This is a genomic window from Aquabacterium sp. NJ1, assembly GCF_000768065.1.
GTDB lineage: Bacteria > Pseudomonadota > Gammaproteobacteria > Burkholderiales > Burkholderiaceae_C > Aquabacterium.
In genome coordinates this window covers 4,657,114-4,680,409 of record NZ_JRKM01000001.1, presented here as the reverse complement: position 1 = coordinate 4,680,409, position 23,296 = coordinate 4,657,114, and the positions used below count along the sequence as shown (strand labels likewise).

General features: G+C 63.8%; 21 protein-coding genes. 12 read left to right on the top strand and 9 right to left on the bottom strand.

Annotated features, from left to right (window positions below; all coding sequences use genetic code 11):
• The 6 genes from urtD to JY96_RS20180 form a co-directional block, all read right to left on the bottom strand.
• On the bottom strand, positions 1 to 900 hold the full coding sequence (urtD, locus tag JY96_RS20205) for an urea ABC transporter ATP-binding protein UrtD (protein ID WP_035040156.1): 900 nt from the start codon (positions 898 to 900) through the stop codon (positions 1 to 3).
• Positions 897 to 2,006, bottom strand: coding sequence for an urea ABC transporter permease subunit UrtC (gene urtC, locus JY96_RS20200; RefSeq protein WP_035040154.1), 1,110 nt, complete (start codon positions 2,004 to 2,006; stop codon positions 897 to 899). Before urtC ends, urtD begins: the two co-directional genes overlap by 4 nt.
• A gap of 38 nt (positions 2,007 to 2,044) precedes the next feature.
• A complete protein-coding gene (gene urtB / locus JY96_RS20195) occupies positions 2,045 to 3,685 on the bottom strand; it encodes an urea ABC transporter permease subunit UrtB (RefSeq protein WP_081961500.1) in 1,641 nt (546 codons plus the stop codon).
• A gap of 119 nt (positions 3,686 to 3,804) precedes the next feature.
• Positions 3,805 to 5,082: an urea ABC transporter substrate-binding protein gene (gene urtA / locus JY96_RS20190; protein ID WP_200883534.1), complete on the bottom strand. Its 1,278-nt coding sequence runs from the start codon at positions 5,080 to 5,082 to the stop codon at positions 3,805 to 3,807.
• Positions 5,083 to 5,258: 176 nt separating this feature from the next.
• Positions 5,259 to 5,975 carry a sterol desaturase family protein gene (locus tag JY96_RS20185; RefSeq protein WP_081961497.1) on the bottom strand — a complete coding sequence of 239 codons (717 nt, stop codon included), beginning with the start codon at positions 5,973 to 5,975 and terminating at the stop codon, positions 5,259 to 5,261.
• A 20-nt stretch (positions 5,976 to 5,995) separates the two neighbouring features.
• Positions 5,996 to 6,718, bottom strand: a complete 723-nt coding sequence (locus JY96_RS20180; protein WP_052162800.1) for a FadR/GntR family transcriptional regulator — start codon at positions 6,716 to 6,718, stop codon at positions 5,996 to 5,998.
• Positions 6,719 to 6,768: 50 nt separating this feature from the next.
• Between JY96_RS20180 and JY96_RS20175 the strand changes: the two genes are divergently transcribed.
• Together JY96_RS20175 and JY96_RS20170 are read left to right on the top strand one after the other, a co-directional pair.
• The gene (locus JY96_RS20175; protein ID WP_052162799.1) at positions 6,769 to 7,557 is read left to right on the top strand and encodes a fused MFS/spermidine synthase; all 789 of its coding nucleotides are present in this window, start codon (positions 6,769 to 6,771) and stop codon (positions 7,555 to 7,557) included.
• 59 nt (positions 7,558 to 7,616) lie between these two features.
• Positions 7,617 to 8,135 (top strand): NUDIX domain-containing protein, encoded by a 519-nt coding sequence (locus JY96_RS20170; protein ID WP_035040152.1) that lies wholly within the window; start codon positions 7,617 to 7,619, stop codon positions 8,133 to 8,135.
• Positions 8,136 to 8,153: 18 nt separating this feature from the next.
• Here the strand turns inward: JY96_RS20170 and JY96_RS20165 are convergent, their stop codons facing one another.
• On the bottom strand, positions 8,154 to 9,764 hold the full coding sequence (locus tag JY96_RS20165) for a carboxylesterase/lipase family protein (RefSeq protein WP_161784371.1): 1,611 nt from the start codon (positions 9,762 to 9,764) through the stop codon (positions 8,154 to 8,156).
• 267 nt (positions 9,765 to 10,031) lie between these two features.
• Here JY96_RS20165 and JY96_RS22605 point away from each other — a divergent pair, with 267 nt between their 5' ends.
• Positions 10,032 to 11,216 carry a sensor histidine kinase gene (locus JY96_RS22605; protein ID WP_052162797.1) on the top strand — a complete coding sequence of 395 codons (1,185 nt, stop codon included), beginning with the start codon at positions 10,032 to 10,034 and terminating at the stop codon, positions 11,214 to 11,216.
• Positions 11,213 to 11,998 (top strand): LytTR family DNA-binding domain-containing protein, encoded by a 786-nt coding sequence (locus tag JY96_RS20155; RefSeq protein WP_035040149.1) that lies wholly within the window; start codon positions 11,213 to 11,215, stop codon positions 11,996 to 11,998. The genes JY96_RS22605 and JY96_RS20155 overlap by 4 nt, the downstream gene beginning before the upstream one ends.
• Before the next feature lie 21 nt (positions 11,999 to 12,019).
• On the opposite strand, the gene JY96_RS20150 is transcribed toward JY96_RS20155, so the two are convergent.
• A complete protein-coding gene (locus JY96_RS20150) occupies positions 12,020 to 12,979 on the bottom strand; it encodes a response regulator transcription factor (RefSeq protein ID WP_052162796.1) in 960 nt (319 codons plus the stop codon).
• A gap of 38 nt (positions 12,980 to 13,017) precedes the next feature.
• Positions 13,018 to 16,563, bottom strand: coding sequence for an ATP-binding protein (locus tag JY96_RS20145; RefSeq protein ID WP_035040146.1), 3,546 nt, complete (start codon positions 16,561 to 16,563; stop codon positions 13,018 to 13,020).
• A 65-nt stretch (positions 16,564 to 16,628) separates the two neighbouring features.
• On the opposite strand from JY96_RS20145, the gene JY96_RS20140 reads away from it, so the two are divergent.
• From JY96_RS20140 to ureG, 8 genes are all read left to right on the top strand, one after another.
• The gene (locus JY96_RS20140; RefSeq protein ID WP_035040143.1) at positions 16,629 to 16,931 is read left to right on the top strand and encodes an urease subunit gamma; all 303 of its coding nucleotides are present in this window, start codon (positions 16,629 to 16,631) and stop codon (positions 16,929 to 16,931) included.
• A gap of 95 nt (positions 16,932 to 17,026) precedes the next feature.
• Positions 17,027 to 17,698, top strand: coding sequence for a HupE/UreJ family protein (locus tag JY96_RS20135; protein WP_035043801.1), 672 nt, complete (start codon positions 17,027 to 17,029; stop codon positions 17,696 to 17,698).
• Positions 17,699 to 17,733: 35 nt separating this feature from the next.
• Positions 17,734 to 18,039 carry an urease subunit beta gene (locus tag JY96_RS20130; RefSeq protein ID WP_035040142.1) on the top strand — a complete coding sequence of 102 codons (306 nt, stop codon included), beginning with the start codon at positions 17,734 to 17,736 and terminating at the stop codon, positions 18,037 to 18,039.
• A gap of 39 nt (positions 18,040 to 18,078) precedes the next feature.
• Positions 18,079 to 19,806 (top strand): urease subunit alpha, encoded by a 1,728-nt coding sequence (ureC, locus tag JY96_RS20125; protein ID WP_035040134.1) that lies wholly within the window; start codon positions 18,079 to 18,081, stop codon positions 19,804 to 19,806.
• Positions 19,807 to 19,898: 92 nt separating this feature from the next.
• A complete protein-coding gene (locus JY96_RS20120; protein ID WP_081961490.1) occupies positions 19,899 to 21,077 on the top strand; it encodes an acyltransferase in 1,179 nt (392 codons plus the stop codon).
• Between the two features lie 47 nt (positions 21,078 to 21,124).
• Positions 21,125 to 21,868, top strand: a complete 744-nt coding sequence (gene ureE / locus JY96_RS20115; RefSeq protein WP_035043799.1) for an urease accessory protein UreE — start codon at positions 21,125 to 21,127, stop codon at positions 21,866 to 21,868.
• An 8-nt stretch (positions 21,869 to 21,876) separates the two neighbouring features.
• On the top strand, positions 21,877 to 22,644 hold the full coding sequence (locus tag JY96_RS20110; protein ID WP_035040130.1) for an urease accessory protein UreF: 768 nt from the start codon (positions 21,877 to 21,879) through the stop codon (positions 22,642 to 22,644).
• Positions 22,641 to 23,285, top strand: coding sequence for an urease accessory protein UreG (ureG, locus tag JY96_RS20105; RefSeq protein WP_035040128.1), 645 nt, complete (start codon positions 22,641 to 22,643; stop codon positions 23,283 to 23,285). Before JY96_RS20110 ends, ureG begins: the two co-directional genes overlap by 4 nt.
• Positions 23,286 to 23,296 lie beyond the last annotated feature (11 nt).

Genomic DNA, 23,296 nt, shown 5'->3' with positions numbered 1-23,296 from the left:
TCAACGCCCCAAATAGACTTCAACGACCTTGTCGTTGGCTTGAACCTGCGCCAGCGTGCCTTCGGCCAGCACCGAGCCTTCGTGCAGCACCGTCACCTTCTTGCGATCGGCGTTGGCGCCTCGGGTAGTGAGTTCGTTGATGAACTTCATGTCGTGCTCCACCACCACCAGCGAGTGCGCGCCTTCCAGCGACAAGAACAATTCGGCGGTGCGCTCGGTTTCTTCATCGGTCATGCCGGCCACGGGTTCGTCCAGCAGCAACAGCTTCGGGTCTTGCATCAGCAGCATGCCGATCTCCAGCCACTGCTTCTGGCCGTGCGACAACAGCCCGGCTGTGCGCTGAGCCTGATCCTTCAGGTGGATGAGCTTGAGCATCTCGCCGATGCGGTCGAGCTGGGCGCTGTCGAGCTTGAAGAACACCGAGGCGCGTGCACGGCGGTCCGCCTTCAAGGCCAGCTCCAGGTTCTCGAACACGCTGAGCTGCTCGAACACCGTGGGCTTCTGGAACTTGCGGCCGATGCCGATCTGCGCGATCTCGTTTTCGCGCTTTTTCAGCAGGTCGATGGTGGAACCGAAAAAGGCGGTACCCGCATCAGGCCGCGTCTTGCCGGTGATGACGTCCATCATCGTGGTCTTGCCCGCGCCATTGGGGCCGATGATGCAGCGCATCTCGCCCACGGCGATATTCAGACACAGCTTGTTGAGCGCCTTGAAGCCGTCGAAGCTCACCGAGATGTCGTCCAGATACAGGATGGAGCCGTGCGTCACGTCCAGTTGATCAGGTTCGACCACGCGGCCATACGAGGCGGTGCGGCCACCCGATTCACCGGCGCCACCGTCCGCCAGCCCCAGGTGTTTGTTCAGGGCTTTGGTGCCCTCTTCCATCAACTCCGGCGTCATGCTTTCACCTCGGTGTTCTTGTTGAGCAGCTTCTTCACCCCACCGACGATGCCGTCGGGCAAGTACAAGGTCACCAGGATGAACAGCGCCCCCAGGAAGTACAGCCAGAACTCGGGGAAGACCTGCGTGAACCAGCTCTTGGCGCCGTTGACAAAGAAGGCGCCGATGATCGGGCCGATGAGCGAGGCCCGGCCACCCACCGCCGCCCAGATGGCGATCTCAATGCCCGAAGCCGCCGACATCTCGCTGGGGTTGATGATGCCGACCTGCGGCACGTACAAGGCGCCGGCGATGGCACACATCACGGCCGACAGCGTCCAGATGGCCAGCTTGTAGGCCAGCGGGTTGTAGCCGCAGAACATGACGCGGTTCTCAGCATCACGGATGGCCTGCAGCACGCGGCCGAACTTGGTGTTCACCAGCCAGCGGGCCATCAGGTAAAAGCCGATCAGTGTGAGGCCGGTGAGCACGAACAGCACCATGCGGGTGGACGGCTGCGCAATGGGCACACCCAGGATGCGCTTGAAGTCCGTGAAGCCGTTGTTGCCGCCGAAACCGGTTTCATTGCGGAAGAACAGCAGCATGGCCGCGAACGTCATGGCCTGCGTGATGATCGAGAAGTACACGCCCTTGATGCGCGAGCGGAAGGCGAAGAAGCCGAAGATGAAGGCCAGCAAGCCGGGCACCAGCACCACCAGGATCATCTGGGCGATGAAGGACTCGCTGAAGGTCCAGTGCCAGGGCACCGTCTTCCAGTCCAGGAAGACCATGAAGTCAGGCAAATCACTGTGGTAGCTGCCATCACGGCCGATCTGGCGCATCAGGTACATGCCCATGCCGTAGCCCCCCAGGGCGAAGAACAGGCCATGGCCCAGCGACAGGATGCCGGTATAGCCCCAGATCAGGTCCATCGCCAGCGCGCAGATGGCGTAGCACATGATCTTGCCGACCAGCGCCACGGCGTAGTCGGACAGGTGCAACGCCGAACCCGCCGGGACAAGCAGATTGAGCACAGGTGCCAGCACCAGCACGGTGATCGCCGCAGCCAACACGGCTGTCCAGCCTTTGGTGCCCAGCGCGCTGCGGGGAACGGTTATCTTGGGCATCGCGATTGTGGGGTTCAATGTTGTTGTCGTCATAGCGGTCAAGCCTCACGTCCTTTCAACGCAAAGATGCCTTGCGGGCGCTTCTGGATGAAGATCACCACAATGACCAGCACCATGATCTTGGCCAGCACGGCACCCGCCCAGCCTTCCAGGAACTTGTTGATCAGGCCCAGGCCCAGCGCGGCATACACGGTGCCAGCGATCTGGCCCACGCCACCCAGCACCACGACCATGAACGAGTCCACGATGTAGCTCTGGCCGAGGTCCGGGCCCACATTGCCGATCTGCGACAAAGCGCAGCCCGCCAGGCCGGCGATGCCCGCCCCCAGTGAAAAGGCCATGGTGTCCACACGCGCCGTGTTCACGCCCATGCAGGAAGCCATCGGGCGGTTCTGGGTCACGCTGCGCACGAACAGGCCGATGCGGGTCTTGCCGATCAGCAGCGTCATGGCCAACAGCACCAGGGCCGCAAACGCGATGATGACAAGCCGGTTGTAGGGCAAGGTCAGGTTGCTGAGGATGTCGAAGCCGCCCGACATCCACGAAGGATTCTCGACCTGCACGTTCTGTGCACCAAACAGGCTGCGCACGCCCTGCATCAGCATCAGGCTTACGCCCCAGGATGCGAGCAAGGTCTCCAGCGGGCGGCCATACAGGAAGCGGAACACGCCCCGCTCCAGTACCGCCCCCACCGCCGCGGCGGCCAGGAAGGAGGCTGGCACGGCCGGCACGATGTACCAGTCGAACGCCCCCGGGAAGTGGTTGCGGAACACGTTCTGTACTGCGTAAGTGGCGTAGGCGCCGATCATCATCAGCTCGCCATGCGCCATGTTGATCACGCCCATCAGGCCGTAGGTGATGGCCAGGCCTAGCGCCGCCAGCAGCAGGATGGAGCCGAGGCTGACACCGGTGAACAGCACGCCCGCGTATTCACCCCAGGCCAGCTTGCGGTTGACCTTGTCCAGCGCCAGTTGCAAGGCCCCCCTCACGGCGGAATCCGTTTCGCCCGCGTCGGCCATGCGTTCCATCAGCAAGGCACGGGCTTCGGGCGTGGCGTCTTCTCCCAGCGCCTTGGTGGCCGCGATGCGCGTACCGGCATCAGGCGACGACAGCATGGCCTGGGCCCGCACCGCCTTGAGCAGCGTCTTGAGCTTGGGATCGGTCTCGGCGGCCAGGGCCTTCTCGATCACCGGCAACTTGGATTCGTCTGCGGCCTTGGACAGAGAGTCGATCGCTTCTGCCCGCGTGGCCGCATCCTTGGACAGCAGCTTGCCCGCAGCCAGGGCCGCTTCGATTTCGCTGCTCATGCGGTTGTTGTTGACCACGTCTTCAGCGCCTTCAGGCAACTTGGTGAGCGCGCCGGTTGCGGCCTCCTTGACCTCATCCCCGTTGACGATGTAGGCCTTGTTGCCGGCCACCTTCACGGTATCGGCGTTGAGGGCTTCCAGGAAGGCGGGCAAAGCCGGATCGCCCTTGGCGACCAGTGCCTGCAAGGCAGCGATACGGGCGTCGTTGTCGCCCGCTGACAGCGCATAGGCTTCTTCCGAGGTCAGCGCGTGAGCTTCGTCGAGCCCTGCGGTGAAGGCCAGGGCCAGCGTCAGCACGAAAGCCGACAGGGTGCGCCATGCTCGCGACGCATTCGTCGATGGGTTCTTGGCGTGATGTGGTGTCACAGACATGTCCTGTCTCAAACAGTCCAGCAGAAAAAAACGCCCCGTTGGAGACCCCAACGGGGCGAACCGCTCTGCTTCTTGGTTCATCCCGTCAGAGAGGACGGGCACTCGATCCGGCAAGCCAGTTACTTGGTTTCAGGCTCGTCCTTCTTCTTGTCGTTGCCCTCGATGTAGGGGCTCCAAGGCTGGGCCTTGATCGGGCCAGGCGTCTTCCACACCACCTTGAACTGACCATCGGCCTTCACCTCGCCGATGAACACGGGCTTGTGCAGGTGGTGGTTCTTAGGGTCCATGGTGGACATGAAACCACCCGGGGCCTTGAAGGTCTGGCCGGCCATGGCAGCAATCACCTTGTCCACATCCGTGGTGCCGGCCTTCTTCACGGCCTGGGCCCACATGTTGATGCCGATGTAGGTGGCCTCCATCGGGTCGTTGGTCAGCGGCTTGTCCTTGTGGCCAGGGATGTTGTGAGCCTTGGCGTAGGCGGACCACTTCTTGATGAACTCGTCGTTGGTCGGGTTCTTGATGGACATGAAGTAGTTCCAGGCAGCCAGGTGGCCGACCAGGGGCTTGGTGTCCACGCCGCGCAGCTCTTCTTCACCCACCGAGAAAGCGACCACGGGCACGTCCTTGGCCTTCAAGCCCTGGTTGCCCAGTTCCTTGTAGAAAGGCACGTTGGAGTCACCGTTGATGGTGGAGACCACGGCCGTCTTCTTGCCTTCAGAAGCGAACTTCTTGATCTTGGCGATGATGGTCTGGTAGTCGGAGTGACCGAAGGGGGTGTACTCCTCCATGATGTCCTCGTCCTTCACGCCCTTGGACTTCAGGAAGGCGCGCAGGATCTTGTTGGTGGTGCGGGGGTACACATAGTCGGTGCCCAGCAGCACGAAGCGCTTGGCGCCACCACCGTCCTTGCTCATCAGGTACTCGACAGCAGGGATAGCTTGCTGGTTGGGGGCGGCACCCGTGTAGAACACGTTCTTCTCGAGCTCTTCACCTTCGTACTGCACGGGGTAGAACAGCAGGCCGTTGTTTTCCTTGAAGACCGGCAGCACCGACTTGCGCGACACCGAGGTCCAGCAACCGAAGGTCACGGCGACCTTGTCCTGGGTCAGCAACTGCTTGGCCTTTTCGGCGAACAGGGGCCAGTTCGAGGCGGGGTCGACCACCACGGGCTCCAGCTTCTTGCCCAGCAAGCCACCCTTGGAGTTGATCTCGTCGATGGCCATCAGGACGGTGTCCTTCAGCACGGTCTCGGAGATGGCCATGGTGCCCGACAGGGAGTGCAGCACACCCACCTTGATGGTGTCGGCGGCGGAGGCCATGGTGCTGAAGGCCAGACCGGCCACGCCCAGGGCGACGGCGGACAGGGTTTGGACGGCGCGGCGACGAGAGATGCTCATGGATTTCGCTCCTTTGAAGCGGTGGGGTTTTGAACGCTTGACTCTTGCTTGTCACGTCTCTGAAGAGCCGGCTTTGGAGGCCGTTTTCAGATCCGATGCGTTCAGTGTGCCCAGGGGCTTCAAAGAGCGAAATACGCCACATGGCGTATCAGTGGCGTATCGATATCAAGAGGGGCTCAGCGCTTGAGGCCCAGGTCCCGGTTGGTGCCCGAACGGGCGGTGTCCTTGGCATTGGGGGCCGTGCGGAACAGGCGATCACCCATGCCCATGGAGACACCCCACCAGTAGTTCTCGTTGCGGAAATGGTGCCAGCGGTGCTCCAGCACGCGGCGCTCGTAGTACGCCAGTGGCGGGCACCAGGTGATGTGGGTGAGGTAGTGCACCCACTCGTAGTGCAGCCCCAGCAGCAGGTAGACGAAACAGAAGCTCAGCCACTCGGCCCGCCAGTGGCCGGCAAGGTAGTAGCCCAGCACAACCGCCCCCAGTATCAGGACATGCACGTGCCGGGGCACGAACACCCACGCCAGGTTCCACGGATCGGCATGGTGGCGGCGGTGGGTCTTGGGCAGGTAGAAATCCACCTTGATGCCACCGATCTCGCGAGGGCGATAGTGCAGGATGAACACATGGATCATCCACTCGTTGATGGGGAACAAGGCCAGCAAGCCCAGTGCAATGGCCACGTCCCGCCAACCCAGGCCGCCCGCCTGCCAGCGCAGCACGCCCAGCACGGCCAGGGCCAGCAAAATGATCAAGGGGCTGGGGTGCCGCAGGAAGACACTGAAAGCCTGCCCGGCCGTACGCGGCGAGTCCGCAGGCGGGCGCATCGGGTTGTGGTTGACCGTTTCGTCGGCCGTGGGCATGACCGTATCGGTCGCACGTTGAGCAGGCATGGGCGACTCCGGTAAAACGATCACATCAAGGCGAACACGGACTCGAGCGCCTTGCGCCCCAGGTCCACATGGGCCCTGGCCGCAGCACGAGCTGCTTCGACATCGGCGTGCCGTACGGCAACGGCAATGGCTTTGAGGTTGCCGACGTCCTGAAACTCGCGCGCCATCACATAGGTGAGCTTGTCCCAGACCTCGTGGTAGCTGCGCCGCATGGTGTTGAAGGCCAGTTGATAGGCGATGTTGTCGCAGGCCATGGCCAGGCTCTGCCAGAAATGCATGGCGCCAACCTGCAAGGCGTTGAGGTCGTGCAGCCCGCCTTCCATCACGCTGAGTACCTGATCGAGCCTGTCGGCCAGCTCGGCGCCGCCCAATCGGGCCGCATCGGCCGCGATCTCTGGCGCAATGGCCGAACGCATGCCCATGACGCCCAGCACCACCTTGGGGTCCACCACGCCCTTGCTGTTGATCAGCAGGCTGGGCAGCAACTCCAGGCTGCCTTGCAGGCGGTAATCCAGCACCTCGTGCTTGCCACCCTGCTTGACGGCGACCAGGCCCGCCTGCTGCAGGCGCTTGATGGCCTCGCGCACCGCGCCGCGGTTCACGCCAGACTCTTCGCTGAGCACCCGCTCGGAAGGCAGGCGCTCACCGGGCTTGAGCTCACCATCGATGATCTTGCCCTTGAGCTGCACGTACAGCGCATCCGACAAGGGCTGGCGCAGGATGGGTTCAAGCAATTTGTCCATGCCCGAAACTTATCATACCAGTTGACAAGTTAAGCAAGGGCAAACCCGGCATGACCTACACTCGCTGGCCATTGCCCACTGCCGTCATGACCGAAACGCCCCGCCTCCACACCAACAGCCAGACCGTATCGCTGAGCTTCGAATCCTCCCTGATCCAGAGCTGCATGCGCCTGGACGCGCCGGACGAGCTGGTGCTGGACTACACGCGCGCCATGATGGGCTTCCTGCTGTTCAACCCCGCGCCCAAGGCCGTGCTGATGATCGGCCTGGGGGGTGGCTCGATGCTCAAGTACCTGCACAAGCATCTACCGGCAACCGACCTCACCGCCGTGGAAATCAACCAGGGCGTGATCGACATGCGCCATGAATTCATGATCCCGCCCGACAGCGAGCGCCTGCGCATCATCTGCGCGGACGGCGCCCGCTTTGTGCACAAGCCGCCGCGCCCCTACGACGTGATCCTGGTGGACGGCTTCACCGGTGCAGGCTTGCCCGAAGCCCTGTGCACACGCAGCTTCTACCAGCATTGCCGCGCTGCACTGGCGCCAGGTGGCTGGCTCGTGGCCAATGTGCAGGCTGACACCGAACAGACGCGCGAGGTCATGCGCCGCATGGGCAAGGCGTTTTCTGGCGCGGTGATTTCTGCGGAGTCAGACGAAGGCGGCAATGACATCGCCATTGCAGGCGAGGCAGCGGCGCTCGCCCAGGGGCTCACCGACTTTGAAGCCAGATGGGCGGCGCTGGCGCCGGTTCACCAGGGAATCCTGGCCGTCAGCTCCAGCCGCTTTCAACGTGCCTTGCTCAAGTCGGTTAGGCTTGTGCCACCACCCGCAGCCTGATCCTGCCGACTGAACAAGGGCCAAGGCTGACCGGGGGTCATGCAAGGAGAGAAAGTCAGATGGCATTCAACTACTGCCCCCAATGCGCCAAACCCCTGCAAGCCAAGGTGGACGAGGGTGTGTCCCGCCAGGCCTGCCCGGATGAAGCCTGCGGTTATGTGCATTGGGACAACCCGACGCCCGTGGTCGCGGCCGTGGTGGAGCACGAAGGCCACATCATCTTGGCGCGCAACCGTGCCTGGCCCATGCCCTTCTATGCCTTGATCACCGGCTTCCTGGAGAAGACCGACCCCAGCCCGGAAGAAGCCGTGGCGCGCGAGGTGCAGGAAGAGCTGGGCCTGCAGGCCACCGGCGTGAACTTCATTGGCCACTACGCCTTCCCGCGCCTGAACCAGATCATCATCGCTTACCACGTGCCCGCCGAAGGCGAGATCGTGCTCAACGAAGAATTGGTGGACTACAAGCGCATCGAGCCCGCCAAGGCGCGCTACTGGCCTTCAAGCACGGGCCTGGCGCTGCGCGACTGGCTGATCAGGCAGGGCCATGCGCCACAGGCGATGGACCTGCCCAAGCTCTGAGCGATCAGCCTGGGCCGATCAGGCTATACCCAGCGAGCGCATGCTGTAGAGCAACGACCAGGCCGCACACTGATGCGCCCGCTGGAAGGCCCCCCAGTCCTGAACGTTGATCGCATCCGGCACCAGCGTCAGATACGGTGTGTTCAACTTGTTGAACCTTGGCCAGCTCACCGCGTTGGCCGCGCCATTGGGGTTGCCCGTCTCGGCGAACTGCTTCCAGTACGTCTGCATCTGATCTGACAAACGCTTTTGCGCGGGGCTCAGCGTCAAAGGCGCCCCGCCAACAGGCGTCTGAAACCAATACAAGAGATCCGACGCATGGAATGCCCCGGATTCCATGAACGGGTCCTTCACAAACTCCGGCGCCGTGCGGTCAGCAAACTCGTAGGCATACGTGGGCACCTGGCTGCTCGCCCGGTTGGCCACCTCATTGGCCTGGCAGGCAAACCAGCCGTCTGTCACCAACTGCGAATAGGCCTGAGCCGGGCTGCCCAGCTTGCTGCTGGGGTACATCAGGCCGGTCAACACGGGCTGCATGAAGCTGCCGATGAACTTGTTGGTGGCCGTGATGTATTCGTCCTGCGTCATGGGCGTGCCGTCCAGATCGAATGACAGCGGGATGAAGCCCCTGCCCTCGTCCTTGGTCGTACCCACCATCAACGGCACCTTGTTGAAATTGCCCTTGGACAAGGCGGCAAAGACATCGGTCGTGATCATCTCACCGTCGATGAAATTCCGCCAACCCAGTCCGTCCTTTCCAATGTCCGCGTAAGTGGGAGACACCTTCAGCAGCTCCTGCGGCGACTTGCTGCGCAGACACGTCAATTGCTCAGGCCCTGCGGCGCACCCCACCTTGGCGGCAAACGCATCACCCAGCTCCGCGGCCTTGGCCGAGGTCAACAAACCAGGAGGTTCGATGCCACTGGCCAGGATCGCGCGGTGAAAGAGCCCCGCAGCTGTGGGCGACACCAGGTGCAGGGAAGCCGAGATCGAGCCCACCGACTCACCCGCCATCGTGATGCGATCGGCGTCGCCGTTGAAAGCCTCGATGTGCCGCTTGACCCAACGCATGGCTTCCTGCTGATCCTGCAAGGCGAAGTTGTGCCCCTTGGCCTCGGCAACCATGCCGGAGGTCCACAACCAGCCGAGCGCACCCAGCCGGTAATTCATGGTGACCACCACCGCCTGCGTGGCCTGGGCCAGACGAGTGGCATCGTACTGGCGCGAGGACCCCAGCACCTGACCACTGCCCGGGATCCAGACGATCACCGGGCGTCTACCCGTTGTGCTGCCTTGCGGCACGTAGACATTGAGGAACAGGCAGTCCTCGCTGTTGCGCAGGTTGTCACCAAAAGGCTCGGGCGCCTGCGGGCAGGCTGCGCCGAACTGCGTGGCGTCACGCTGGCCACCCCAGGGCCTGGCGGGCTGAGGCGCGGCCCACCGCAAGTTTCCCACTGGCGGCTCGGCATAGGGTATGCCTCGGAACTGACTGACACCGTTCTGCACGATGCCGATCAGATCCCCCTCGGCCAGTTGAACGACCGGATTGCTTTGCGCCTGCGCCACGCCCATCCCCAGGCAGACCATGGAGATGGTGGCGCCCACGCGCCTTGCCCATGTGTGTTTCATTGCGGAATCCCTTTGTTTGCGAAGGCTGATGAGGCCCGACATGCATCGAGCCTGCAATCTAGGCGCTGCACCACGGCAAGCCAAGGCCGGGCCGATGAATCGCCAATGCAGCAGGCGCATGGCAGATCGAATGCGTGAGCCGCCAGCCAATACCGCCAGCGCGGATCGCCTGCAACTTGCGCTGTTCAAATCGCGATTCACACCGTGAATCCGCATCCTGCCTCGTGTGCCAGGCGCCAGGCACCGCTTCGGTTACGCTCCTCGCCCATGTCTCACCCTGTGGCCCCTTACCCTCCCAACCTGACCTGGCGCCGCATCGCCCCCCGGCTGTTCGTCCTCAACCAGGTACTGCTGGTGGTCGGCGCCTTCTCGCTGCACGCCACGGAAGTGCTCTCCCCACAGCAGCCTCAGAGCCTGGGCCTGGCTTACTACTTCACCTGGCTGCAATGTGTTGGCATGGTCGGCCTGCTGTTGACCGCCAATGCGATGTTGCTGGTGGCCCGCAACGGCTGGCGCACCATGCCCGACGCCCAGGCCCGCTACGACCGGGAAGGGCTGTACAAGGGCCTGCCAACGCGCACCAAGTGGGAATTGCTGGCCACCACGCTCGCGTGCCTGCTGGCCGGGTCCTGGCTGTCTCAGCAGATATTCATCGCCATACAGACTTCGACCTGGGGGCAGGCGCATCTTTCGCAGGCTTATCCGCCATTCAAGCTGACCCTGTTCAATGCCACCTACGGCACCCTGTCTGTCTACGTCTTCGAATATTTCCAGGACCGCGCAGCCGTCACCGAGGCGCGCGAACGCAAGGCACACAAGCTCACCGCAGAAACCCAGCTTCATCTGCTGCGTTCCCAGCTCGACCCGCACATGCTGTTCAATACGCTGTCCAACCTCTATGAGTTGATTGACGACAGCCCGCAGCAGGCGCGGGCCATGCTGCTGCACCTGATCGGTTTCCTGCGCTCCACCCTCAACGGCAGCCTGGTCACCCAGCACGCGCTGGCTGACGAGTTCAAGCTGGCATCCGACTACCTGAGCCTCATGCAGATACGCATGGGCGACAGGCTGCGCACCAGCCTGCTCCTGCCCGATGCGCTGCAAGGTGTCGAAGTGCCCGCCATGCTGCTGCAGCCCCTGATTGAAAACGCCATCAAGCACGGCCTGGAACCCGCCAGACAAGGCGGTGATCTGATCGTGGCGGCCCAGGACGAGGCAGGGCAACTGGTGCTGCGCGTGCGCAACTCGGGCGCCCGCAAGCACGGCACCACATCGGACTCACATGAAGCAAAGGCCGACCAAGGGGGCTTTGGCTTGCGTTATGTGAGAGAACGCCTGGAAAACTTGTATGGCGAGGCCGCTCAACTGGAGCGGTCGCACCATCCTGATCAGGACATCACCGAAGTCACGATCCGCCTCCCTCTGGCGACCACACCGAAACACGCTGCATGAATGCCCTTGCACCCACCGCCCTGATTGCCGAAGATGAACCTGTACTGGCCAGAGGCCTGGTCAAGACGCTGAGCAAGCTTTGGCCGGCGCTGCAGATCTGCGCCATCACGCACGACGGTGAGGCCGCCATCGAGGCGGCCGGGCTACACCTGCCCGATGTGATGTTCATGGACATCCAGATGCCCGAGCGCAATGGCCTGGATGCCGCCGAACAGATCGTCGACGACTGGCCCGAAGACCGCCCCCTGCCCTTGATCGTCTTCGTCACCGCGTTCGACCGTTTTGCCATTGATGCCTTCGAGCGCGCTGCCGTGGACTATGTGCTCAAACCCGTGGAGCCCCAGCGCCTGTCGCTCACCTGTGAACGGCTGCAGCGCCGCCTGCAGGAGCGCCAAGGCGGTGATGCGGCGGCCCTCGCCCCCTTGCGCGCCCTGATCCAGTCCCCCAGGGCGGAGCCGCCACTCAAGCTGATCCAGGCGGGCTTGGGCTCGACACTGCAGATGGTGTCCACCAACGATGTGCACTTCTTCGAGGCCGACGACAAGTACGTGCGCGTGGTGACGGCAGACCGCGCGCTCTTGATCCGCACGCCCTTGCGCGAGTTGATGCCCAGGCTGGACAACCAGCAGTTCATGCAGATCCACCGGGGCACCATCGTGCGCACCGAACTGATCGACAGAGTGGTCCGTGAGGACTCTGGCAAGATTCACCTCTACCTCAAGGGGCGCACCGAGCGTCTGGCGGTCAGCCGCAGCTACGCGCACCTGTTCAAGCCCATGTGAAGCCGGCTGGCCTGAGAGCTGTCAACGCACCTTGAGTTGCGCCACGCGGCTCATGGCCAGCCCGGCAGCCGCCGTGCGCGTCTCCACGCCGAGCTTGGCGAACACGTGCTCCAGCTGCTTCTTGACCGTGGCCGGGCTGCTGCCCAGGATGTCGCCGATGTCGCGGTTGGTCTTGCCCTTGACCACCCAGTACAGCACCTCGCCCTCGCGCGCCGTGAGCTTGAACTCCGCGCTGAGCGCATCCATGGCGGCCTGGTCGGAGCTTTCCTGCATCACCAGCAACCACTCGTCGTCACCCGTGGGTTGGTGCAGGGTGAAGCTCAAGCGGCGACCGGCCTGGTTCACGGCCCAGACGGGCGCACTCACAGGGGCCTGGCCCTCGGCGATGTCCTTGCTCAGGCGGGGCGCGGCCTGGCTCAGCCACGCAGCCAGTTCCAGCGGTGCCACCGACTCGGGCGTGTCGAAATAGTCCTGCAGCAGCTTGCGCGCCAGGGGCGTCTGCCACAGCACCCGGCCATCGGTCACGCGCACGGTCAGCGAGGCATGGCCAAAGGCATCCAGCGCATTGCGGGCCTGCCTGGCTTGCCGCGCGCTCTGCATGTGGGCCTCGATGCGGGCCATCACCTCGCGCGGCCGGATCGGCTTGACGACGTAGTCCACGCTGCCTGCGGCAAAAGCTGCCACCACATGCTCGGTCTCGGTGAGGCCGGTCATGAAGATGATCGGGATGTGGCTGGTCTCGGGTTGGGCCTTCAGGCGCCTGGCCACTTCGAAGCCATCCATGCCAGGCATGATCGCGTCCAGCAGGATGATGTCGGGCACCGCCTGCGTGGCGCGCTGCAAGGCGGCCTCGCCGTGCGTGGCGACCAGCACGGTGTAGCCGGCCTCGTCCAGCGCGTCATGCAGCAGCGACAGGTTGTCAGGCACATCGTCCACGATGAGCACGACGTCGGTGCGGCTGCGATCAAGTCTCTCGAACATGGTGACAACAACAATCAATCAGAGGCTTGAGACACGTTTCATGCACCGGATTGTGCCTGCTGCAATGACTCTTTCAGCAAAGCGGCCATGGCATCGAGCTGAAACTGCCTGGCCATCGCGCGCAGGCGCTGCACAAAGGCTGCACATTGCGGCTCGGCCGCGGCAATCTGATCCAAGGCCTTGTGCACCCCCCGGATGTAGCCCGCGTGAACCTGGTCTTCCAGGCTGCGCAGCGCGGTCACGGAAGGCAGCGCACCCGATGCAGCCTCATCGCCAACCGCCGCTTCCGTCGCCACAGGCGCCACAGCCCGCTCCACCTCGATCCATTGCAGCGCCAGCTTGCGCCCCAGCCAGTCCAGCAGATCTGGCACACGCACGGGCTTGACGATGAAATCGTCGGGGGTGATGCCCACATCGTTGTCCAGCGCCTTGTCAAAGGCGTTCGCCGACACGATGGCCGCAGGCGCCTCGCTCAACTCGGACACGCGAATGGCCCGCAGCGTGGCCCAGCCGTCCAGGCCGGGCATGGCCAGGTCCATGAACAAGGCATGGGGCATCAGCTGGGGTGGGCAGGCGCGCAAATGGGCGAGGCACTCCAGGCCCGAGGCCAGTGGCGTCACCTCGAAACCCAGCGGCTCCAGGATGCGAACCAGCAAGCCGCGATCGGCTTCCTCGTTGTCCACCACCCAGATGCGGCGGCGCTCGCCCACGTAGCCGGTACGCTGCCCTCGCGGGGCCGCCCGCATGGCCTCGGCCGCGCGCACCTGGGGCAAAAACAAGCGGATGCGGAAGTTGGTGCCCAGGCCCAGCTTGCTTTGCACCTGCATCTCGCCCCCCATGAGATCGGTCAGCATCTTGCTGATGGTCAACCCCAGGCCGGTCCCGCTGATGGCATTGCCCGCCGCGGAGGAACCACGCGCAAAGGGCTCGAAGATCTTGTCGAGCTCTTCCTGCGCGATGCCAGGCCCCGTGTCGCTGATGTCGATCTGCGCGATCTCGCGGGCATAACGCACCTTGAAGGTCACCTGCCCTGTGGAGGTGAACTTCACCGCGTTGCCCAGCACATTGATCAGGATCTGGCGCACCCGGCGCTCGTCCGCACGCACGGCCTCGGGCAAGGCGGAGTCGATGTCGGCCACAAAACGCAAGTGCTTGGCTCTGGCCTCATGCTCGATCAGCCCCGTGATCTGCTTCAGGAGTTCATCCAGCCTGACGGGCTTCACATCCAGTGTCAGCTTGCCGCTTTCGATGCGGGCGATGTCCAGCGTGCCCTCGATGAGCGACAGCAGGTGATCCCCACCCCGCTTGATCACCCCGACACCATGCTTGACGTGCTCGGGCAAGGCGCTGTCTTCATCCAGCAACTGCGCATAACCCAGGATGCCGTTCAGCGGGGTGCGCAACTCATGGCTGATGGTCGTGATGTAGCGGCTCTTGGCCTGGTTGGCCTGCTCGGCCGTTTGCTTGGCCTGCTGCAGCTTCTCGTCGGTCACGCGGTGTGAGGCGATTTCCCGCACCAGCAGGTGCGTCTGCCGGTTGGATTCTTCCTGCGCCACCTGCCGACTCTTGTGCGTGAGCACCACCCACCAGGCGACCACCCCCACCACCAGCAGCAAGGCCGCAAACACCTTGGTGAAGGCGGCTCGCAGCATGTCGGCAGCGGCACCGGTCGAAGTCAGGTCCAGCACATCCAGGTCGCGCAGCTGTTGCTGGTAGACCAGGCCGAACACCCCCGCCAGCAAGGGCCCCAGCACCAGCATGATCAGCATGAACTGCCCCAGCTCGGTGTCCATGCGTCGCCAGATGAAAGCGGGCATCAGGCGCCGCCCCAGGCCGCGCCATTGCTCCGCCCAGCGCGCCTCGGGCTTGCACAGATCCTGGCAGCGGGCGTCCAGCGAGCAGCACAAGGAGCAGATGAAGCCCTGGTAGGCCGGGCAATGAGCCACATCGTCGGCCTCGTACTCACGCTCGCACACCGTGCACTTGTGCAGCGCCCGCAATCGGATGACCTTGCTCAGCGGCCGCCCCGCCACACTCGCATCGGCTTCATGAACGAATGGCGGGCGGCCCACCTGGGTTTGCGTCAAGGGCTGGCGTGCCAGGTAGTAGCGGCCTTTGGTGGCCCAGGCGATCAGGGGCGAGGTGACGAAGGCCACGACCATGGCGATCACCGCCGAGAAGGCCTGGGCGATTTCCCCCAGCCACCCCACATAGGCCATCACGGACACGAGCGAAGCCAGGCCCATCGCGCCCACACCGACCGGGTTCACGTCATACAGGTAGGCGCGCTTGAATTCGATCCCTTTGGGCGACCAACCCATGGGCTTGTTGACCACCAAGTCAGCCACCACGGCCATGATCCAGGCAATCGCGATATTGGAATAGAGGCCCAGCACCTTGCCCAGCGCCTGGAACAGATTGAGCTCCATCAGCAGCAAGGCGATCACCGCATTGAACGCCACCCACACGACGCGCCCGGGGTGGCTGTGCGTGACCCGGGCAAAGAAGTTCGACCAGGCCAGCGAGCCCGCATACGCGTTGGTCACATTGATCTTGAGCTGCGACACGACCACGAAGAGCGCCACCGCGGCAATCGCCCAGGACTGGCGCGGGAAGATCTTTTCCCAGGCCACCAGGTACATCTGGTTCGGGTCCAGTGCCCGGTCCACCGGCACCGAATAGCTGATGGCCAGATAGGCCAGCAGGGCACCGCCCAGCATCTTGAGCACACCGGGAATGACCCAGCCGGGGCCACCCACGAACACCGCCGCCAGCCAGCGGGCCTTGTGCCCGGGCCTGGCCTCGGGCATGAAGCGCAGGTAATCGGCCTGCTCGCCCATCTGCGTGATGAGCGCGATGCCCACCGTCATGGCGGAGCCGAAGGACAGCAGATCAAAGCCGTGGTGGGTGCCGTCCTCCCCGGCGTAAGCGGCCAGGTCCTGCAGGATGTGCGGGTGCTCCTTGAACACATACACGAAGGGCAGCACCAGCATCAGCAGCCACAGGGGCTGGGTGAGGAGTTGCAGGCGGCTGATGATGGTGACGCCATGGGTGACCAGCGGCACCACCACCAGGGCGCAGATCAGGTAACCCCAGGCGGGCGGGATGTCGAACGCCAGCTCCAGCGCGTAGGCCATGACCGCGGCTTCGAGCGCAAAGAAGATGAAGGTGAACGAGGCGTAGATCAGCGAGGTGATGGTCGAGCCGATGTAGCCGAACCCGGCGCCCCGCGTCAGCAGGTCCATGTCCAGGCCGTGGCGCGCGGCGTACACGCTGATGGGCCAGCCCGCCAGCAGAATGATCAGGCCCGTGGCCATGATGGCCCAGAAAGCGTTGATGAAACCGTGGTCCACCAGCAGCGTGGCGCCAACGGCCTCCAGCACCAGAAACGCCGCCGCACCAAAAGCGGTGTTGGCCACCCGCCAGTCCGTCCAGCGCCGGGCCGAGCGGGGCGTGAAGCGCAGCGCGTAATCCTCCAGCGTTTCAGAGGCCACCCAGGTGTTGTAGTCACGACGCACCTTGACCACCCTTTGCAAGGCTTCGCTGGTTTGATCTGCTGGACGGTTTTGGTCTGGGTCTTGCATAGTGTGGATTCGTCTGTGCCTGACATCGCAATTTCGATGCCGAAGCCTTCACCCCGAGAGACCCGATGGAACTCACCCCTCGCGAAAAAGACAAGCTGCTGATCTTCACCGCTGCCTTGCTGGCCGAGCGCCGCATGGCCCGAGGCCTGAAGCTCAACTACCCAGAGGCCGTGGCCCTGATCACGGCCTTCATCATGGAAGGCGCCCGTGACGGCAAGAGCGTCGCCTCGCTGATGAGCGAAGGCAAGACCGTGCTCACGCGTGAGCAGGTCATGGAAGGCGTGGCCGACATGATCCCCGACATCCAGGTTGAAGCCACCTTCCCCGACGGCACCAAATTGGTGACCGTGCACCAACCTATTGCATAAACGAGCTGCTTATTCAGACTTTGTAGCCTCATGCACCAAATAAGCGCGCAACGAGCCCCAGTCTTACTCACCCACACCATATTGGAACCATGACCATGCAAAGCACTCAGATTCGCCGCACCATCATGGCCACGATCGGCGCCACCGCCGCACTTGCCTCCCCGCTGGTGATGGCGCACGTCGGCGCCGATGGCGCGCCACACCTGCACGACGGCAGCATCCTGTCGAGCCTCATCTCGGGTGCCGCCCATCCACTTACCGGCCTGGATCACCTGGCAGCCATGGTCAGCGTGGGCGCCTGGAGCGCCTTGGGGCAGTCCAACGAGGGTGACGACACCAGCCGCGTGCGCACCTTGCTGGCTGCGCCGGCCGCCTTTGCCTCGGCGCTGCTGCTCGGGGCCATGGCCGGCATGGCCGGGCTGAGCCTCCCCGGCGTCGAGCCCATGGTGGCCGCATCCCTGCTGGTGCTGGGCCTGTTGCTGGCGACCCGTCTGCATGTGCGCGCCGGTCTGGGCGCCTTGCTGGTCGCGGTGTTCGCCGTGTTCCATGGCCTGGCGCATGGCAGCGAACTGGGTGGCCACGCCGCTGCCGCGCTGACGGGCATGCTGATCAGCACCGTCGGCCTCCATGCACTGGGCATCGCCTTGGGCTTGCGCCTGCGTTCTGCCCGACACCACCAACAGCGCCAGCTGGCCAGCTGGGCGGGTGCAGGTGTGGCCCTGCTGGGGCTGAGCATGCTGACACCGGCCATCGCGGCTTCGTTCTGAGCCCCTGGCCTCGCACCCACCAAAGAAAGCCCTCCATGATCCCCGGCGAACTCATCACAGACGGCCCAGATCTGCCCCTCAACCCCGGCCGGCGCGCCATCACGCTGGTGGTGGAGAACACCGGCGACCGCCCCATCCAGGTCGGCTCGCACTACCACTTTGGCGAAACCAATGGCGCCTTGCGCTTTGACCGCAACGCAGCCCGCGGCATGCGCCTGAACATCGCTTCAGGCACGGCCGTGCGTTTCGAGCCCGGTCAACAACGCACGGTCGAGCTGGTGGATTACGCCGGCGATCGCGTGGTCTATGGCTTTCGCGGCCTGACCCAAGGCAAGCTCTGAGCAAGCCACCTCACAAGAAGCAAAAGAAGGATCCGCAAGATGGCAAGCATCCAGCGACGCGCTTATGCCGAGATGTTCGGCCCCACCGTGGGCGACAGGCTGCGTCTGGCCGACACCAATCTGGTCATCGAGGTTGAACAGGACCTGACGCTGCGTGCCGGCGGTTATGGTGAAGAAGTCAAGTTCGGCGGCGGCAAGACCATCCGAGATGGCATGGGCCAAAGCCAGGTGCCCAACGGGCCCGGCGCCATGGAAGCCTTCGACTGCGTGCTGACCAACGCCCTGATCCTGGACCACTGGGGCATCGTCAAGGCCGACATCGGCATCAAGGCAGGCCGCATCGTGAAGATCGGCAAAGCCGGCAACCCCGACGTGCAACCCGGTGTGAACATCGTCATCGGCCCCGGCACCGAGATCATCGCGGCCGAAGGCATGATCGTCACGGCAGGCGGCATCGACACCCACATCCACTTCATCTGCCCGCAGCAGATCGAAGAAGCGCTCAACAGCGGCGTGACCACCATGATCGGCGGTGGCACGGGCCCCGCCACCGGTACCTTTGCCACCACCTGCACACCGGGCCCCGACAACATCGCCATGATGCTCAAGGCCGCCGAGGCCTTCCCGATGAACCTGGGCTTTCTGGGCAAGGGCAACGCCAGCCAACCCCAGGCGCTGCGCCAGCAGGTTGATGCCGGCGTGATCGGCTTGAAGCTGCACGAGGACTGGGGCACCACGCCAGCGGCCATCGACACCTGCCTGAGCGTGGCCGAAGAGGCCGACATCCAGGTCGCCATTCACTCGGACACGCTCAACGAATCCGGTTTCGTGGAAGACACCGTGGCCGCGTTCAAGGGCCGCACCATCCACAGCTTCCACACCGAAGGCGCGGGTGGCGGCCACGCGCCCGACATCATGAAGGTGGTGGGCGAGCCCAATGTGCTGCCGTCTTCCACCAACCCGACGCGGCCCTTCACGGTCAACACCATCGACGAGCACCTGGACATGCTCATGGTGTGCCACCACCTGGACGCCGCCATCGCCGAGGACCTGGCCTTCGCCGAAAGCCGCATCCGCCGCGAAACCATCGCCGCCGAGGACATCCTGCACGACCTGGGCGCCATCAGCATGTTCAGCTCCGACTCGCAGGCCATGGGCCGCGTGGGCGAAGTCATCATGCGCACCTGGCAGACCGCCCACAAGATGAAGGCCCAGCGTGGCAAGCTGCCCGGCGACACGGAGCGCCACGACAACCACCGCGTCAAACGCTACGTCGCCAAGTACACCATCAACCCTGCGCTGGCGCATGGCGTGGCCCATGAAGTGGGCAGCATCGAGGAAGGCAAATGGGCCGATCTGGTCTTGTGGAAACCTGGCTTCTTTGGCGTCAAACCCAGCCTCATCCTCAAGGGCGGCTTCATCGCGGCGGCGGCCATGGGTGACCCGAACGCGTCCATCCCCACCCCGCAGCCTGTGCACTACCGCCCGATGTTCGGTGCCTTCGGCGGGGCCTTGTCGCGCAGTTCGCTGACCTTCATGAGCCAGGCTGCCATCGCCGCCGGCCTGCCTGCGCAATACGGCTTGAAAAAGCAGGTGGTTGGCGTCAAGGGGTGCCGCTCAGTCAAAAAGGCCGACATGGTTCACAACGCTTACATGCCGGTGATGGAAATTGACGCGCAAACTTACCAGGTGCGCGCCGATGGGCAACTGCTCACATGCGAGCCGGCTACCTCACTACCCTTGGCTCAGCGGTATTTTTTGTTTTAAATCGTTTCACTTGTCGTGCCTGATGGCCGAAAACAATAGGCCCGCTTTAAAATAGGCGGGCCTTTTTCGGCAATTTAATATATTTTTCAGGCATGGCAGTACCAGCAGTATCTGCAGGCTCGGTTGCAGGGTTTAACACCAAAGCGTTATCCCAGCGGCTGAACTGGGTTGTAGACGTCCGAGGTTTCCTCGCGATGTATGTCTTGCTTCATCATGCGGCATTGAATATCGACGCCAGCGGCGCCCTCGATGATTTATGGTCCGTTCTGCACGTGGCTTTCGGGCATGGGCAGTTTCGCGTCGATATTTTCTTTGTACTTTCTGGTTACTGCCTGACGCTGGGTTTGCGTGGCGCAACACGCATTGCCAACTTCCAGGATTTCATATTGCGCCGATCCGTTCGGCTGCTCATCCCTTATTTTGCGGGATGCGCAATGAGCGTGCTCTTATTGCATTTCTGGCTAGGCACCCCCACCGGCACCCATTGGGACTACAGCCTGCCCGTGACGGAAGGCAGCGTCATCACCCATTTGCTGTTGATCCACAACTGGTGGCCGCAATATGCCATCACGCTCAACCATCCCTACTGGTCCATCGGGGTCGAGTACCAGCTGTATTTCCTGTTTCCCGTGCTGCTGTGGTTTCAGAACAGGCTGGGCCCCTGGAAATCGCTGGCCCTCGTCACCGCCGTGGGCTACCTGTTCTGGCGCCTGAGCTTCACCACGCATGTCGGCAACCCCTCCGTCTTTGGCTCATCGCCCTACTACTGGGCCCTGTTTTCGATGGGCATCAGTGCGGCCCGCCTGGGTACCCCCCAGCCAGGCCACATCGCCCGGGAAGTCTCTTTGCTCGACAAGCTGGCCGTCGGCTTGATCGTGCTGATGATGGGCTTGTGGTGGGGCGTCGAGTGCATGCGCTACCACGGGCATGTGGCCGACCCCATCACCAGCTTCTTCGTCGGCCTGATCACGCTGCTCGTGCTGCTCTATGGCAGGCAGATTGGCCTGTTTGCCCTGGTCAGCAAGCTGTGGCCCCGGCGCTTCCTGCGGTTTGCCGGTGAGCGCAGCTTCTCGCTGTACCTGGTCCATGCCCCCATGCTGCAGATCGTCTGGCTGCTGCTGGTACATCCCTTGCATCTGCATTCGGCAGGGGAACAGGTCTTGCTGGAGATGCTGGCGGGCTCTTTGCTGTCGCTGCTCATCGCCGATCTGTTCTACCGGTGCATCGAACAACCCAGCCACGAATGGAGCCGGCGCATCACAAGGCCCTGATCGGCGCGACAATCCGCGCTGTCAAGTTCAACTCGCCACGCGGACCCATGCTCACCGTCAACAAACTGCTCCCCCAAGGCCAAGGCCTGGCCCCTGTCCTGCTCAAGCGCGCTGCCACCGTCGAGCTGGATTGGGACGTTCGGCAAAGAAGCCGCTTTGATGCCACGGACAGCCAGGGGCGCGCATTGGGTGTGTTCCTGCCACGCGGCACGGTGGTCCGCGGCGGCGATGTGCTGGTGGCCGAAGATGGCGCCATGATCCGCGTGCAGGCGGCTGCGCAAGCCGTATTGGTCATCACGCCTTGCGCCGACCATGGCAGCGCCTTTGATCTCGTCCGTGCCGCCTACCACCTGGGCAACCGCCACGTCCAGATCGAGCTGCAACCGGACCACCTGAAGATCGAACCCGATCACGTGCTGGCCGACATGCTGCGCGCCATGCACCTCACCGTCAAGGCAACACAGGCGGCCTTCGAGCCTGAAGGCGGCGCCTATGCGGCCGGTGGTCATGGCCACGGCCATGCACACGATCACGACCACGGGCATGCCCATGCCCACAGCAACCCGGCGCACGGCGAACCCGGACACGTCCATGGCCCCGGGTGCAGCCATGATCATGGCCATCACGGTCACGAGCACGGCCCGCATGATGCCGCGGCCCCGTCGACCACGCCCGCAGCACCGCGCGGCAAGCCAGTCGGCATTGCCATCAAGGCCGCCACCACGCCCCACGTACATGGCCCAGGGTGCAACCATGATCACGATGATCATGGTCATGGCCACAAGCACTGACACCATCCATGCCGCGTGTTGTTGCCCGTTCCGAGGCCTTGAACGCCGCCGCCCGTCTGCAGCTGATGTGGCTGGCCTCTCCGGCCCTGCCCGTGGGCGGCTTCAGTTATTCCGAAGGTCTTGAGGCTGCCGTGGAGTCCGGCCAGGTCACCACCGAGGCGCAAGCCGCCCTGTGGCTGCAGGACCAGTTGCACCTGAGCCTCGCGCGCGCCGATCTGGCCGTGGTGGCCAAGGCTTTGCTGGCCTGGCTGCGCCATGACATCGCCCGCGTGACCGAGTTGAACGACTGGGTGGTGCAGACCCGTGAGACCAGCGAGCTGCGCCTGCAGACGGAGCAGATGGGCCGCTCGCTGGTGGAGTGGCTGCGCAACCGCAGCGGCGACGCATCGCAGGCGGAGGCCGACCAACGTCTTGCGCAATGTGCAGCCCTGCCGCCCGCCCCCACCTGGCCCGTGGCCTTCGCACTGGCGGTGGCGCAATGCCTGCCCGATCGCGCGCGCAAAGGCGCGGCTCAGGCGAGTGCTTCAACGGCACGCGAAGCCCTGCTGAGCTTCAGCTTCGGCTGGGCCGAGAACATTGTGCAGGCCGCCATCAAGGCCGTCCCCTTGGGTCAAAGCGCGGGCCAACGCATCCTGCAAGCCCTGATCGACCAGATCCCGGCCGCCATCGACCACGCCCTGGCGCTGCCCGACACGCAGCGCCAGGCCTTCACCCCCATGCTGGCCATCCTCAGCGCCCAGCACGAAACCCAGTACTCACGCCTGTTCCGATCATGAGCAACCTCCACAACATCCCCGGCCGAACCAAGAAACTCCCACCGCTGCGCGTGGGTGTCGGTGGCCCCGTGGGCTCCGGCAAGACGACCCTGGTCGAGATGCTGTGCAAGTCCATGCGCAACACCTATGACCTCATCGTGGTCACCAACGACATCTACACCAAGGAAGACCAGCGCCTGCTGACGGTGGCCGGTGCACTCGACCCCGAACGCATCATGGGCGTGGAAACCGGCGGCTGCCCCCACACCGCCATCCGCGAAGACGCCTCCATCAACCTGGAGGCCGTGGACCGCATGCTGGCCAAGTTCCCCAATGCGGACATCGTGTTCATCGAATCCGGCGGCGACAACCTGGCGGCCACCTTCAGCCCCGAACTCAGCGACCTGACCATCTACGTGATCGACGTGGCCGCGGGTGAAAAGATCCCGCGCAAGGGCGGCCCCGGCATCACCAAGAGCGACCTGTTCGTCATCAACAAGACGGACCTGGCTCCTTATGTGGGCGCCAACCTGGACATCATGGAAGCCGACACCAAACGCATGCGCCCCACCCGCCCCTTCGTGATGACCAACCTCAAAACGCAACAGGGCCTGCAGGACGTCATCGCCTTCATCGAAACCAAGGGCATGCTCAAGGCATAATGCCGCCTGCC

Bases quoted from the DNA above. Each gene is read 5' to 3' on its own strand.
- urtD (WP_035040156.1), bottom strand. From the start codon at position 900: ATGACGCCGGAGTTGATGGAAGAGGGCACCAAAGCCCTGAACAAACAC.
- urtC (WP_035040154.1), bottom strand. From the start codon at position 2,006: ATGCCCAAGATAACCGTTCCCCGCAGCGCGCTGGGCACCAAAGGCTGG.
- urtB (WP_081961500.1), bottom strand. From the start codon at position 3,685: ATGTCTGTGACACCACATCACGCCAAGAACCCATCGACGAATGCGTCG.
- urtA (WP_200883534.1), bottom strand. From the start codon at position 5,082: ATGAGCATCTCTCGTCGCCGCGCCGTCCAAACCCTGTCCGCCGTCGCC.
- JY96_RS20185 (WP_081961497.1), bottom strand. From the start codon at position 5,975: ATGCCTGCTCAACGTGCGACCGATACGGTCATGCCCACGGCCGACGAA.
- JY96_RS20180 (WP_052162800.1), bottom strand. From the start codon at position 6,718: ATGGACAAATTGCTTGAACCCATCCTGCGCCAGCCCTTGTCGGATGCG.
- JY96_RS20175 (WP_052162799.1), top strand. From the start codon at position 6,769: ATGACCTACACTCGCTGGCCATTGCCCACTGCCGTCATGACCGAAACG.
- JY96_RS20170 (WP_035040152.1), top strand. From the start codon at position 7,617: ATGGCATTCAACTACTGCCCCCAATGCGCCAAACCCCTGCAAGCCAAG.
- JY96_RS20165 (WP_161784371.1), bottom strand. From the start codon at position 9,764: ATGAAACACACATGGGCAAGGCGCGTGGGCGCCACCATCTCCATGGTC.
- JY96_RS22605 (WP_052162797.1), top strand. From the start codon at position 10,032: ATGTCTCACCCTGTGGCCCCTTACCCTCCCAACCTGACCTGGCGCCGC.
- JY96_RS20155 (WP_035040149.1), top strand. From the start codon at position 11,213: ATGAATGCCCTTGCACCCACCGCCCTGATTGCCGAAGATGAACCTGTA.
- JY96_RS20150 (WP_052162796.1), bottom strand. From the start codon at position 12,979: ATGTTCGAGAGACTTGATCGCAGCCGCACCGACGTCGTGCTCATCGTG.
- JY96_RS20145 (WP_035040146.1), bottom strand. From the start codon at position 16,563: ATGCAAGACCCAGACCAAAACCGTCCAGCAGATCAAACCAGCGAAGCC.
- JY96_RS20140 (WP_035040143.1), top strand. From the start codon at position 16,629: ATGGAACTCACCCCTCGCGAAAAAGACAAGCTGCTGATCTTCACCGCT.
- JY96_RS20135 (WP_035043801.1), top strand. From the start codon at position 17,027: ATGCAAAGCACTCAGATTCGCCGCACCATCATGGCCACGATCGGCGCC.
- JY96_RS20130 (WP_035040142.1), top strand. From the start codon at position 17,734: ATGATCCCCGGCGAACTCATCACAGACGGCCCAGATCTGCCCCTCAAC.
- ureC (WP_035040134.1), top strand. From the start codon at position 18,079: ATGGCAAGCATCCAGCGACGCGCTTATGCCGAGATGTTCGGCCCCACC.
- JY96_RS20120 (WP_081961490.1), top strand. From the start codon at position 19,899: ATGGCAGTACCAGCAGTATCTGCAGGCTCGGTTGCAGGGTTTAACACC.
- ureE (WP_035043799.1), top strand. From the start codon at position 21,125: ATGCTCACCGTCAACAAACTGCTCCCCCAAGGCCAAGGCCTGGCCCCT.
- JY96_RS20110 (WP_035040130.1), top strand. From the start codon at position 21,877: ATGCCGCGTGTTGTTGCCCGTTCCGAGGCCTTGAACGCCGCCGCCCGT.
- ureG (WP_035040128.1), top strand. From the start codon at position 22,641: ATGAGCAACCTCCACAACATCCCCGGCCGAACCAAGAAACTCCCACCG.